The 13,491-nt window shown below is 69.8% G+C and carries 10 protein-coding genes; 6 read left to right on the forward strand and 4 right to left on the reverse strand.

Translation table 11 applies throughout. From position 1 onward, the window contains the following. The first annotated feature begins 240 nt into the window (after window positions 1-240). Window positions 241-4,008, forward strand: coding sequence for a multifunctional oxoglutarate decarboxylase/oxoglutarate dehydrogenase thiamine pyrophosphate-binding subunit/dihydrolipoyllysine-residue succinyltransferase subunit (locus K7G59_RS16665; RefSeq protein WP_225834880.1), 3,768 nt, complete (start codon window positions 241-243; stop codon window positions 4,006-4,008). Between the two features lie 596 nt (window positions 4,009-4,604). Here the strand turns inward: K7G59_RS16665 and K7G59_RS16670 are convergent. Next, window positions 4,605-4,784 (reverse strand): DUF6104 family protein, encoded by a 180-nt coding sequence (locus tag K7G59_RS16670; RefSeq protein ID WP_003992906.1) that lies wholly within the window; start codon window positions 4,782-4,784, stop codon window positions 4,605-4,607. Between the two features lie 158 nt (window positions 4,785-4,942). Between K7G59_RS16670 and K7G59_RS16675 the strand changes: the two genes are divergently transcribed. Together K7G59_RS16675 and K7G59_RS16680 are read left to right on the forward strand one after the other, a co-directional pair. Next, entirely contained in the window at window positions 4,943-5,896 is a 954-nt protein-coding gene (locus K7G59_RS16675) for a DUF4097 family beta strand repeat-containing protein (RefSeq protein WP_225834882.1), read from the forward strand. A 1-nt stretch (window position 5,897) separates the two neighbouring features. Continuing rightward, window positions 5,898-7,040 carry a PadR family transcriptional regulator gene (locus tag K7G59_RS16680; RefSeq protein ID WP_225834884.1) on the forward strand — a complete coding sequence of 381 codons (1,143 nt, stop codon included), beginning with the start codon at window positions 5,898-5,900 and terminating at the stop codon, window positions 7,038-7,040. Window positions 7,041-7,162: 122 nt separating this feature from the next. Here the strand turns inward: K7G59_RS16680 and map are convergent, their stop codons facing one another. Then, window positions 7,163-7,930, reverse strand: coding sequence for a type I methionyl aminopeptidase (gene map, locus K7G59_RS16685; protein ID WP_225834886.1), 768 nt, complete (start codon window positions 7,928-7,930; stop codon window positions 7,163-7,165). A gap of 63 nt (window positions 7,931-7,993) precedes the next feature. Between map and K7G59_RS16690 the strand changes: the two genes are divergently transcribed. Beyond that, window positions 7,994-8,269 carry a helix-turn-helix domain-containing protein gene (locus K7G59_RS16690; RefSeq protein WP_225834888.1) on the forward strand — a complete coding sequence of 92 codons (276 nt, stop codon included), beginning with the start codon at window positions 7,994-7,996 and terminating at the stop codon, window positions 8,267-8,269. Window positions 8,270-8,564: 295 nt separating this feature from the next. On the opposite strand, the gene K7G59_RS16695 is transcribed toward K7G59_RS16690, so the two are convergent. Beyond that, window positions 8,565-9,530, reverse strand: coding sequence for a zinc-binding dehydrogenase (locus K7G59_RS16695; protein ID WP_225834889.1), 966 nt, complete (start codon window positions 9,528-9,530; stop codon window positions 8,565-8,567). Between the two features lie 177 nt (window positions 9,531-9,707). Continuing rightward, on the reverse strand, window positions 9,708-10,931 hold the full coding sequence (locus K7G59_RS16700; protein ID WP_225834891.1) for an NADP-dependent malic enzyme: 1,224 nt from the start codon (window positions 10,929-10,931) through the stop codon (window positions 9,708-9,710). Window positions 10,932-11,546: 615 nt separating this feature from the next. Between K7G59_RS16700 and K7G59_RS16705 the strand changes: the two genes are divergently transcribed. Together K7G59_RS16705 and K7G59_RS16710 are read left to right on the forward strand one after the other, a co-directional pair. Further along, on the forward strand, window positions 11,547-12,503 hold the full coding sequence (locus K7G59_RS16705) for an ABC transporter substrate-binding protein (protein WP_225834892.1): 957 nt from the start codon (window positions 11,547-11,549) through the stop codon (window positions 12,501-12,503). Window positions 12,504-12,552: 49 nt separating this feature from the next. Then, window positions 12,553-13,491: an amino acid ABC transporter permease gene (locus K7G59_RS16710; RefSeq protein WP_225834893.1), complete on the forward strand. Its 939-nt coding sequence runs from the start codon at window positions 12,553-12,555 to the stop codon at window positions 13,489-13,491.

Raw genomic sequence — 13,491 nt, forward strand, 5'->3', positions numbered from 1 at the left:
CAGGGACAGGTCCGAACGTGCGCCGCAGTCATCCGCACCGGGCCCCGCTCGGCGATCCCGCACACCCTCGCTCACATACGGAACCACGCTTGTTTCCCGCCATATCAAGCCCTGAAACAAGATTTCCTGTGTGACTTACGCGACGATGAACGGGCTCGACCTGACCTTCACGGTCTTGGAGGCGTAGCCTTTATTCCCGCTGTCCATCACCTTGTGAAGCGGAAGAGGGCGGTTGCCGCCGTGTCGCCACAGTCCCCCAGTAACTCGAGCATCTCCACCGACGACCAAGCCGGGAAGAACCCCGCTGCTGCGTTCGGTCCCAACGAGTGGCTCGTCGACGAGATCTATCAGCAGTACCTCCAGGACCCGAATTCGGTAGACCGTGCCTGGTGGGACTTCTTCGCCGACTACAAGCCGGGTGCGCCGGCCGCCGCGGCTCCGCCGGGTGCTGCTGCCACGGGGGCCGCACAGACCCCCGCCGCGGCTCCCGCGGCCCCGGCCGCCCCCGCTCCCGCCCCGGTGGCCCCGCAGCCCGCCGCAGCTGCGGCCCCCGTCCCGGCCAAGCCGGCGCAACCCGCACAGGCGCCCGCTCAGCCGGCGGCGAAGGCCGCCCCCGCCGCGAAGGCCGCCGAGGCCCCGCAGGGCCCCGAGCTGGTCACGCTGCGCGGCCCGGCCGCCGCGGTCGCGAAGAACATGAACGCCTCGCTGGAGCTGCCGACGGCCACCTCCGTCCGCGCGGTCCCGGTGAAGCTGCTGTTCGACAACCGCATCGTCATCAACAACCACCTCAAGCGCGCCCGCGGCGGGAAGATCTCCTTCACGCACGTCATCGGGTACGCGATGGTGCAGGCCATCAAGGCCATGCCGTCGATGAACTGGTCCTTCGGCGAGAAGGACGGCAAGCCGACCCTCGTCAAGCCGGCGCACGTCAACCTCGGCCTGGCCATCGACCTGGTGAAGCCCAACGGCGACCGCCAGCTCGTCGTGGCCGCCATCAAGAAGGCCGAGACGCTGAACTTCTTCGAGTTCTGGCAGGCCTACGAGGACATCGTCCGCCGCGCCCGTGACGGCAAGCTGACGATGGACGACTTCACCGGCGTGACGGTCTCGCTGACCAACCCCGGCGGCCTCGGCACCGTCCACTCCGTGCCGCGTCTGATGCCCGGCCAGTCCGTGATCATGGGCGTCGGCTCCATGGACTACCCGGCGGAGTTCCAGGGCACCAGCCAGGACACCCTGAACAAGCTCGGCGTCTCCAAGGTCATGACGCTCACGTCGACCTACGACCACCGGGTGATCCAGGGCGCCGCCTCGGGCGAGTTCCTGCGCCAGGTCGCCAACCTGCTGCTCGGCGAGAACGGCTTCTACGACGACATCTTCAAGTCGCTGCGCATCCCCTACGAGCCGGTCCGCTGGCTCCGGGACATCGACGCCTCGCACGACGACGACGTCACCAAGGCCGCCCGCGTCTTCGAGCTGATCCACTCCTACCGGGTCCGCGGCCACGTCATGGCCGACACCGACCCGCTGGAGTACCGCCAGCGCAAGCACCCCGACCTGGACATCACCGAGCACGGCCTCACCCTGTGGGACCTGGAGCGCGAGTTCGCCGTCGGCGGCTTCGCCGGCAAGTCGATGATGAAGCTGCGCGACATCCTCGGCGTGCTGCGCGACTCGTACTGCCGCACCACCGGCATCGAGTTCATGCACATCCAGGACCCCAAGCAGCGCAAGTGGATCCAGGACCGCGTCGAGCGCCCGCACACCAAGCCGGAGCGCGAGGAGCAGCTGCGCATCCTGCGCCGCCTGAACGCCGCCGAGGCCTTCGAGACCTTCCTGCAGACGAAGTACGTCGGCCAGAAGCGCTTCTCCCTGGAGGGCGGCGAGTCCGTCATCCCGCTGCTCGACGCGGTGATCGACTCCGCGGCCGAGTCCCGCCTGGACGAGGTCGTCATCGGCATGGCCCACCGTGGCCGCCTGAACGTCCTCGCCAACATCGTCGGCAAGTCGTACGCGCAGATCTTCCGCGAGTTCGAGGGCAACCTCGACCCGAAGTCGATGCACGGCTCCGGCGACGTGAAGTACCACCTGGGCGCCGAGGGCACCTTCACGGGCCTGGACGGCGAGCAGATCAAGGTCTCGCTGGTCGCGAACCCCTCGCACCTGGAGGCGGTCGACCCGGTCCTGGAGGGCGTCGCCCGCGCCAAGCAGGACATCATCAACAAGGGCGGCACGGACTTCACGGTCCTGCCGGTGGCCCTGCACGGCGACGCGGCCTTCGCGGGCCAGGGCGTGGTGGCCGAGACCCTGAACATGTCGCAGCTGCGCGGCTACCGCACCGGCGGCACGGTCCACATCGTCATCAACAACCAGGTCGGCTTCACCGCGGCCCCCGAGTCCTCGCGTTCCTCCATGTACGCGACGGACGTGGCCCGCATGATCGAGGCCCCGATCTTCCACGTGAACGGCGACGACCCCGAGGCCGTCGTGCGCGTGGCGCGGCTCGCCTTCGAGTTCCGCCAGGCGTTCAACAAGGACGTGGTGATCGACCTCATCTGCTACCGCCGCCGCGGTCACAACGAGTCGGACAACCCGGCCTTCACCCAGCCGCTGATGTACGACCTGATCGACAAGAAGCGCTCGGTGCGCAAGCTCTACACCGAGTCCCTGATCGGTCGCGGCGACATCACCCTGGAAGAGGCCGAGCAGGCGCTGCAGGACTACCAGGGCCAGCTGGAGAAGGTCTTCACCGAGGTCCGCGAGGCCACCTCGCAGCCGGCCGGCGGTGCCGTCCAGGCGCCGCAGGACGGCTTCCCGGTCGCGGTGCCGACCGCGATCTCCTCGGAGGTCGTGAAGCGGATCGCCGAGTCCCAGGTCAACATCCCCGACAGCATCACCGTGCACCCGCGTCTGCAGCCGCAGCTGCAGCGCCGTGCGGCGATGGTCGAGGACGGCACGATCGACTGGGGCATGGGCGAGACCCTGGCCATCGGCTCGCTGCTGCTGGACGGCACCCCGGTCCGCCTCGCGGGCCAGGACTCCCAGCGCGGCACCTTCGGCCAGCGCCACGCGGTGCTGATCGACCGGGAGACCGGCGAGGAGTACACCCCGCTGCAGTACCTCTCCGAGGACCAGGCCCGCCTGAACGTCTACAACTCCCTGCTCTCCGAGTACGCGGCGATGGGCTTCGAGTACGGCTACTCGCTGGCCCGCCCGGACGCGCTCGTGATGTGGGAGGCGCAGTTCGGCGACTTCGTCAACGGCGCGCAGACGGTCGTGGACGAGTTCATCTCGTCGGCGGAGCAGAAGTGGAACCAGACCTCCGGCGTCGTCCTGCTCCTCCCGCACGGCTACGAGGGCCAGGGCCCGGACCACTCGTCCGCCCGCCCGGAGCGGTTCCTCCAGCTGTGCGCGCAGAACAACATGACGGTCGCGATGCCCACGCTCCCGTCGAACTACTTCCACCTCCTGCGGTGGCAGGTGCACAACCCGCACCACAAGCCGCTGGTCGTCTTCACCCCGAAGTCGATGCTGCGCCTGAAGGCCGCGGCCTCGAAGGCGGAGGAGTTCACGAGCGGCGAGTTCCGCCCGGTCATCGGCGACAGCACGGTCGACCCGGCCGCGGTCCGCAAGGTCGTCTTCTGCGCGGGCAAGGTCTACTACGACCTGGAGGCCGAGCGGGTCAAGCGCGGCGTCACGGACACGGCGATCATCCGCATCGAGCGGCTGTACCCGCTGCCGGGTGCCGAGCTGCAGGCGGAGGTCAACAAGTACCCGAACGCCGAGAAGTACCTGTGGGCGCAGGAGGAGCCGGCGAACCAGGGTGCCTGGCCGTTCATCGCGCTCAACCTGATCGACCACCTGGACCTGGCGGTCGGCGCGGACATCCCGGCCGGCGAGCGGCTGCGGCGCATCTCCCGCCCGCACGGCTCGTCCCCGGCGGTCGGCTCCGCCAAGCGCCACCAGGCGGAGCAGGAGCAGCTGGTGCGTGAGGTGTTCGAGGCGTAGGCCTCCGGCGGCTCAGCACACCCAAGGGCCCGGTACCGAGTTTCTGCTCGGTACCGGGCCCTTCGCCTGTCCGTCGGTTGCGGGGACCGTATGCGGGTGCGGTCCGTCGTGGCTGGTCGCGTCGTGGCTGGTCACGCAGTTCCCCGCGTGCCTGGAGAGTCGCAGGAGTCGCACGCGCCCGCAACGCGCCCCGCTCCCGGGTACGCCTCGGCGTCCCGGTAGGGGCTCCGGCTCGGTTCCGCGGCCTCGCGATGCTCGTGACGCTCGTGATGCGGCCGGTCACGTCACGGGCGGCGGCCCTGGGTGATCAGCTCGGTGAGTTCGTCGCTGCGGGACGCGGCCTGCCGGCGCTCCAGAAGACGGCGGCCCCGCTCGTGCGCCTCGCGGAACCCGCCGCCGCAGCCGGTTCCCCGGCCGACGGCACGATTCCCCCGTCGACGGCGATGGTGGTCACGTCACCGCTCCGACAGAACCCGGCGCCGGGATCCGGCGCGCCTTCGCCGGCCGCGCCGGTCCCGCCCCAGACGGCCGAGAGCGGGAGGGGCCACGAGGGATACGGCCGATGACCGCGTCTTGCGGCCTACGCGTCTTGCGGCCTATTCGTCGTCCTCGTCGTCCAGGCGGGCGAGCCAGGTGGCGAGCCGCTCGACGGGCACCTCGAAGTCTGGGTTGAGATCCACGAACGTGCGCAGCTGCTCGGCGAGCCACTCGAAGGTGACCTCTTCCTCGCCGCGCCGCTTCTCCAGCTCCTCGATACCGCGGTCGGTGAAGTACATCGGGTGCGTCTCCTGCGTGTGTGCGTCCAGCGGTGGGTCCGATGACAAGCCTATGCAACGGCCAGGGTGTCTTGACTTTCCCAGGCCGCGATATATCGTGAGTTAGGAAGACGCGATATGGCGTGTCGCGAGTCCCTTGTCCGGCCGAGGAGGTCCCCATGTCCGAGTGGTCCGTCGCCGAGCCGCGGAAGCTCACCTTCGACACCCCTGTGAGCAACCTGAACGTCCGCATCGTCAACGGAACGGTGAACGTGGTGGGCACGGACGAAGGTTCCGCCCGCCTGGAGGTCTCGGACCTCGAGGGACCACCGCTGACGGTCACCCACAAGGGCGGCACGCTCACGGTGGCGTACGAGGACCTGCCCTGGAAGGGCTTCCTCAAGTGGCTCGACCGCAAGGGCTGGCGGCGCAGCGCCGTCGTCTCCCTGGCGGTCCCGGCGAGCACGCGCGTCGAGGTGGGCGTGGTGGGCGCCGGGGCAGTCGTCTCCGGCATCAGCGGCCCCGCGGCGGTCAAGGGCGTCACCGGTGACACGACCCTGGTCGGCATATCGGGGCCGGTCCGCGCGGACACCGTGTCCGGGAACCTGGAGGCCCAGGCCGTCACCGGCGACCTGCGCTTCAACTCGGTCTCGGGCGACCTGACCGTGCTCGAAGGCGCCGGTCCCTCCGTGCGGGCCGACTCCGTCAGCGGCTCCATGATCCTCGACCTGGACCCGGACGGCCCCACGGACGTCAGACTGACCAGCGTCTCCGGCGAGATCGCCATCCGCCTGCCGCACCCGGCGGACGCAGAGGTGGAGGCGAACACCGCGAGCGGCACGATCTCCAACGCCTTCGACGGCCTGCGGGTGCACGGCCAGTGGGGCGCCCACAAGATCACCGGCCGCCTCGGCGCTGGCAACGGCAAGCTGCGTGCCACCACGGTCTCCGGCTCGATCGCCCTGCTGCGCCGCCCGCCACGGGAGGAGGACAGCGCGCGGCCGGCGCACGGTCCCGGATCCGGCCCCTCGACGGGCGCCGCGGCCACCCCGGGGGACAATTCCGTCTCCGGTCAGGACGCCGATGCCGGCAGCGTCCCGGCCGACGGCACGACCGACAAGAAGGTGCTCTGACATGCCCCCCGTCTTCGCCCACGGCCGCCTGCGCCTCTACCTGCTCAAACTGCTCGACGAGGCCCCACGCCACGGCTACGAGGTGATCAGGCTCCTCGAGGAGCGCTTCCAGGGGCTGTACGCGCCCTCGGCGGGCACGGTCTACCCCCGGCTGGCCAAGCTGGAGGCCGAGGGCCTGGTCAGGCACACCACCGAGGGCGGTCGCAAGGTGTACGCCATCACGGACGCCGGCCGCGCGGAACTGGCCGACCGCAGCGGCGAACTTGCCGACCTGGAGCTGGAGATCCGCGAGTCGGTCGCGGAACTCGCCGCCGAGATCAGGGCCGACGTGCGCGGCGCGGCCGGTGATCTGCGCCGCGAGATGCGCGCCGCCGCTTCCGAGGCCCGCCGGGACACGAAGACGGGCGGCGCCGCGGCGGGCCCCTTCACGGAGTACGCCGAGCCGACGGACAAGGAAGCCTGGCGGGCCGCCAAGGAGGAGATGCGCCGGGTCAGGCAGGAGTGGAAGGAGCAGGCCCGCCGCGCCAAGGACGAGAGCCGCCGGGCCCGTGAGGAGGCCGAGCGGGCCCGCCGCCAGGCTCAGGAGGCCCAGGCCCGCGCGCGTGCCCAGGCGCAGGAGGAGATGCAGCGCATCGCCCGCGTGGTCCAGGACCGCGTCCAGGACCACTTCACGCGCGGCGACTGGCCGACCGGCGTCCGGGAAAGCCTGGCCGAAGTGGCCAAGGAGTTCGGCGAGTTCGGCAAGGCCTTCGGCAAGAACTTCGGGAAGGAACCCGCAGACGGCTCCGGGAGGGAGTCCCGGAGCGAGCCAGGAGCGGAGTCGGGGACGGAGTTCGGCGAGGACCGGGCCTCCGGCCGCCCTGCCGGCGAACCGTCCGCCGTCACCGTCCCCGGCGCGCACCTTCCCGACTACTCCGCCGGCCCCGAGGGCTTCCCGGCCGCGTACGAACCGGCCTGGGCGCATGATGACTTCACCGGCGACCCGGCCCGCGACCTGGACCGACTGCTGGACCGCTTCCGCGACGACATCCGCGACGCGGCCCGCGACCACGGCGTCACCACCGACCAGCTCCGCGAGGCGCGCCGTCACCTGTCGTCGGCGGCGGCCCACATCGGCGCGATACTCCGCATGCCGAAGGCCTGACCGGCTGCGCGCAGGACGATGCGGACACCGCGTTCCCCGATCTGCTGCGGCTGATCGACGAACGGTCGACCACCTTCCGCACCAGGTCGCCTCCGCGCCCACCACGTGGTCGGCTGTCCTGCTCAGGGCAGGGTCAGAATGCGGGGGCCCTCCTCGGTGACGGCGACGGTGTGCTCGATGTGGGCCGCACGGCTGCCGTCGACGGTGAGCAGAGTCCAGCCGTCGGTGCCGGTGCGGTAGTCGTCGCGTCCGCCGGCCATGAGCATCGGTTCGATCGCGAGGGTCAGGCCGTGGCGGAGGGGAAAGCCGCGGCGGGGCCGTCCCCGGTTGGGGACATGCGGGTCTTCGTGCATGCGGCGGCCGATGCCGTGCCCTCCGAAGTCGGCAGGCATGCCGCAGCGCGCCGATCGGGCGACGGTACCGATGGCGTGGGAGATGTCGCCGATGCGGTTGCCGGGGGTGGCTGCGGCGATGCCGGCATCGAGGGCGCGCTGGGTGGCGTTGATCAGGTCCACGTCGGCGGGCCGGGGAGTGCCGACGATGAAACTGATGGCGGCGTCGCCGGTCCAGCCGTCGAGCTCCGCACCGCAGTCGACGCTGACCAGGTCGCCGTCGCGCAGGCGGTAGCCGGTCGGGATGCCGTGGCTCACGGCATCGTTGACCGAGGTGCAGATCACCGCGGGGAAGGGGGTGGGGGCGAAGGAGGGCCGGTAGCCGAGGAAGGGCGAGCGGGCCCCGGCCTCGCTGAGGACGGTGCGGGCCGCTTCGTCCAGTTCCTGCAGGGACACCCCGACGCCTGCCGCCTCCCGGACGGCGGCCAGGGCGCGGGCCACGACACGCCCGGCTTCCCTCATCGCGTCCAGCGCCGCGTCGGTCTTGATCTCCACCATGTTCTGCGACTCCCTGCCTCACACCCGCAATCCAATTCTTATACCGGTATTAGTATCACGGGCATGGTGAGGACTCCTTTGACTCCGTGGGAACGGCAGCGCGGAGAGAGGTTCGGCGCACTGCTGCGTCGTGCGCGCGGCGACCGCAGCATGGTGGAGGTCGCCGCAGCGGCGGGAGTGTCCGCGGAGACGCTGCGCAAGATCGAGACCGGTCGGGCGCCGACTCCGGCTTTCTTCACCGTGGCGGCCTTGGCCGCAGCACTGGAGGTGTCCTTGGACGAATTGGCTGCCGCCTGTGCGCAGGACAGCGATTACGGTGAGCAGGCACTTTCGGCATGAACCTCGACGGCGGGTCCGGTTCCCCCGCAGAGGTACCGGGGCCTGTGGTCCTCTCGTCGGCGCCGAAGAGGCGCGCGAGGTGGAACGGCCGTGTTCGGCCGGCGGCTGCGGCGGTGGCCGAGCCGGTCCACGACAGAACGGCACCGACCGGGGAGCCGCCCCCGGGCAGAACAGTCTGTGCAGGAGGCCGCCGGCTTGCGGCCGAAGGAGGAATGACCCCGAGGCGGGACGTGCACCTCGTGCATCCCGCACGCCTCGTGGAGCGCTGCTCCACGAGGCGGGCGAGCCAGGCGGATCAGCTGGTGGTCAGCACGATCTTTCCGAACTGCTCACCGGACGCGAGCCGTTCGAAGCCCTCGCGGGCCCGATCCATGGGGAGCACCTCGTCGATGACGGGCCGTACCCCGGTCGCGGCGCAGAAGGAGAGCAGGTCCTCCAGTTCCTCCTTGGTCCCCATGGTGGAACCGACGACCTTCAGCTCCAGGAAGAAGATCCGGGTCAGCTCGGCGTGCGAGGGCCGGTCGCCGCTGGTGGCGCCGGAGATGACGATCGTCCCGCCGGGCCGCAGCGACTTCACCGAGTGCGACCAGGTGGCGGCGCCGACCGTCTCGATGACGGCGTCCACGCGCTGCGGCAGCCGCGCTCCCGTCTCGACCGCCTCGACGGCGCCCAGCTCCAGCGCCCGCTTCCGCTTCGCCTCGTCCCGGCTGGTGGCGAAGACCCGCAGGCCGGCCGCCTTGCCGAGCACGATCGCGGCCGTGGCGACACCGCCGCCCGCACCCTGCACGAGGACCGAGTCACCGGGCCGTACCCCGGCGTTGGTGAACAGCATCCGGTACGCCGTCAGCCAGGCCGTCGGCAGACAGGCCGCCTCCTCGAAGGACAGCTCCTTGGGCTTGGGCAGGATGTTCCAGGTCGGCACGGCGACCTGCTCGGCGAAGGTGCCCTGGTAGCGCTCGGTGAGGATGGAGCGCGGCTCGTTCGGGCCGACGCCGTGGCCGGTCTGGCCGATGACGGAGTGCAGGACGACTTCGTTGCCGTCCTCGTCCACTCCGGCGGCGTCGCAGCCGAGGATCATCGGCAGCCGGTCCTCCGGGAGGCCCACGCCTCGCAGGGACCAGAGGTCATGGTGGTTGAGGGAGGCGGCCCTGACGTCGATGGTGCTCCAGCCGGGGCGGCCCTCGGGCGCCGGACGCTCTCCCAGCTCAAGGCCGGAGAGCGGCTGGTCGCGGTCGATTCGGGCGGCGTAGACAGCGAACATGCAGCCGACGATAGGTGCGCGGCGCAGCGGACGGAACCGCAAGCGTCTGTGAGACACGCCCTCTTGCGCGAACCGACGCGGCGTCAACCCCGAAGGCCCGCTCCGAGTGACGCGAACGGGCGGACGGCCGGGCAGAGAAATGGCCCCGCCCGAAGGGGCGGGGCCATTGACGCAACGTCAGAGACGGGCGACGCCTTCGGCACGGGCGGCAGCCGCGACCGCCGCGGTGACGGCCGGCGCGACCCGCTCGTCGAACGGCGACGGAATCACGTAGTCGGCGGCGAGGTCGTCCCCGACCACCGAGGCCAGCGCCTCGGCCGCCGCGATCTTCATCCCCTCGGTGATCCGCGTGGCCCGCACCTGCAGCGCCCCGGCGAAGATGCCGGGGAAGGCCAGCACGTTGTTGATCTGGTTCGGGAAGTCCGACCGCCCGGTCGCGACGACCGCCGCGTACTTGTGCGCCACCTCCGGGTGCACCTCCGGGTTCGGGTTGGCCATCGCGAAGACGAAGGCGCCCTCGGCCATGGAGGCCACGGCCTCCTCCGCGACCGTACCGCCGGAGACGCCGATGAACACGTCCGCGCCCGCCAGCGCGGCCTCCAGCGAGCCGCTGATGCCCGCCTTGTTCGTGAAGGAGGCAAGCTCCTTCTTGACCGGCGTCAGGTCGTCCCGGTCGGCCGAGACGACACCCTTGCGGTCCGCCACCGCCACGTCCCCGATGCCGGCCTCGATCAGCATCTTGGCGATGGCGACACCGGCCGCGCCGGCGCCCGAGATGACGGCCCGCAGCTGCCCGATCTCACGGCCGCTCAGCCGAGCCGCGTTCCGCAGCGCCGCCAGCGTCACGACGGCCGTGCCGTGCTGGTCGTCGTGGAAGATCGGGATGTCGAGGCGTTCCTGGAGCCGGCGCTCGATCTCGAAGCACCGGGGCGCCGAGATGTCCTCCAGGTTCACACCGCCGAAGGAGGGGGCGAGCCGGACCACGGTCTCGACGATGTCGTCGACGTCCGTGCAGTCGAGCGCGATCGGCACGGCGTCCACGCCGCCGAACTGCTTGAACAGGATCGCCTTGCCCTCCATGACGGGGAGGGATGCCTCGGGACCGATGTCCCCGAGTCCGAGCACGGCCGTACCGTCGGTCACGACGGCGACCACCGAGGACTTCCATGTGTAGTCGTTGACCAGCTCCGGCTGCTCCGCGATCGCGGTGCACACGCGCGCGACGCCGGGCGTGTACGCGAGGGAAAGGTCGTCCTTGTCGCGGATCGGCACGGTGGCCTGCACAGCCATCTTGCCGCCACGGTGCAGCGCGAACGCGGGATCGAAGGAATCGAGGGGCTCGGCCCCGCTGTCCTGATCCGTACTGTCGTCGCTGCGAGGATTGACGATCTCCGCTGCCACTTCGTTTTACCCCTTAGGTATGCATGGTTTGAGGGTCGACCACTCCTGGTGAGGGGTGGGCGGGCACCGCGCACGGCCGTTGCTGATAAGGGCAGGCCTTGCGCGACGGGCGCGCCGCACACGCGCCCTGAGCCCCGGATGAGGGGTGTAAAGAACCTTCTTACCGGACAGACGGCGCCCACGACGAGTCCATTGGGTACAAGGTCACATCACGCGACCGGAAAGCCGCAGCAAGATGACATGCCGCTGACGGATTTCACGAGCCGCTGTCGAGTCGGTCACATGCCGGGCTCGTACGGGACTCCTGCCGGGCTCCTGACGGGCTGCTCGCAGTGGCGCAAAAGGTGCGATCCCTACGACCACATCGTGAGACACACCGAAGCTTTTCCGGCCTGCGGACCTGATCTCCGCAGATGGTTCGGCGCCGATCGACCGAGGATGTACCGACCTGGGCGGGTTCGTGGGCCACCCGTTATCCGATTTTGACATAGGCATGCACCTGAATGGCCTAGTCCGAATGGCAAGATGCCGTAAACCCACGAGGTCGCGACACCCGAAGGTGTGTGTTCTCGTCGACCCATCGGCACCTCTTCCCACCAGCCGGAGGAACCCACGATGACCGCAAGCTCCACCCGTCGTACGACCGCCGCGCACTCCCGGCTAGCCGCGGTCGGTGCGATCGCGGTCGCGGGCGCTCTGGTACTCACCGGCTGCGGTGACCAGACAAAGCACAAGGACCACGCCGCGAGCTCCTCCGCCGCCAGCGCCCCGCTGGCCGACAAGCTCCCGCAGGACATCCGGGACAAGGGTGTCGTCAAGGTCGGTTCGGACATCGCGTACGCCCCGGTGGAGTTCAAGGACTCCTCCGGCAAGGTCGCCGGCCTGGACCCCGAACTCGGCGCCGCCCTGGGCAAGCAGCTCGGTGTGAAGTTCGAGTTCGACAACGGCACCTTCGACGGCCTGCTCACCGGTCTGCGCTCGGGCCGCTACAACATCGCCATGTCCGCCATGACGGACAACAAGAACCGCCAGGAGGGCGTCGACCCGGACACCAGCAAGAAGGTCGGCGAGGGCGTCGACTTCGTCGACTACCTGACCGCCGGTGTCTCCATCTACACCCGCAAGGGCGACACCAAGGGCATCGAGTCCTGGACCGACCTGTGCGGCAAGAAGATCGCCGTCGAGCGCGGCACCGTCTCGGAGGACCTGGCCAAGCAGGAGGCCAAGAAGTGCCCGGGCGGCAAGAAGCTGACCATCGAGGCATTCGACGACGACCAGCAGTCCCAGACCCGTCTGCGCTCGGGCGGCGTGGACGCGGCCTCCTCCGACTTCCCGGTCGCCGCGTACGCGGTGAAGACCTCCGGCGGCGGCAAGGACTTCCAGATCGTCGGCCAGCAGGTCGAGGCGGCCCCGTACGGCATCGCGGTCTCCAAGAAGGACACCCAGCTGCGGGACGCGATACAGGCCGCGATGAACGCCATCATCAAGAGCGGCGAGTACCAGAAGATCCTCGAGAAGTGGGGCGCCCAGGACGGCGCCGTCAAGGAGTCCGTGATCAACGGCGGCAAGTGACCCGCGTGATTCGAAGCCGATTCGAAGCGGCCACCGAGAGGCAACACCCGTGACTGACATCGAGAAGACGGCCGGGGCGGCCACCGCCCCCCAGGCCGGCCCGGAGGCCATCAGGGCCATCCCGGTCCGGCACTACGGACGCTACGTGTCCGCCGTCATCGCGATCGCGCTGCTCGTCGCGATCATCTACGCGTTCGGCCAGGGCCGGATCAACTGGCAGGCGGTCCCCGACTACTTCTTCGACGACCGGATCATGACCGGCGTCAGCAAGACCCTCCTGCTGACGGTCCTGTCGATGCTGATCGGCATCGTCGGCGGCATCCTCCTCGCGGTGATGCGGCTGTCGAAGAACCCGGTGACCTCGTCCATCGCCTGGTTCTACATCTGGTTCTTCCGCGGCACCCCGGTGCTGGTCCAGCTGTTCCTGTGGTTCAACCTGGGTCTGGTCTTCACCTACATCGACCTCGGCCCGTTCTACAAGCAGTACTGGTCCGTGTTCATGACGCCGCTGCTGACGGCGCTGCTCGGCCTCGGCCTGAACGAGGCCGCGTACATGGCCGAGATCTGCCGGGCCGGTCTGCTGGCGGTCGACGAGGGCCAGACCGAGGCGGCCCACGCGCTCGGCATGAGCCACGGCAAGACCCTGCGCCGGGTGATCATCCCGCAGGCGATGCGCGTGATCGTGCCGCCGACGGGCAACGAAGTGATCAACATGCTGAAGACGACCTCGCTCGTGGCGGCCGTCCAGTATCCAGAACTGTTCCGTTACGCCCAGGACATCGGCCAGAACTCCGGTGCCCCGGTGGAGATGTACTTCCTCGCCGCGGCCTGGTACCTGATCATGACGTCGGTGCTGAGCGTCGGCCAGTACTACATCGAGCGGTACTACGCCCGCGGCTCCAGCCGTCAGCTGCCGCCGACGCCGTGGCAGAAGGTGAAGGCCAACATGTTCTCCCTGGGCCGCAAGAAGGGAGCCGTGACCGCATGA

Source organism: Streptomyces sp. NK08204 (genome assembly GCF_020400585.1).
Lineage (GTDB): Bacteria > Actinomycetota > Actinomycetes > Streptomycetales > Streptomycetaceae > Streptomyces.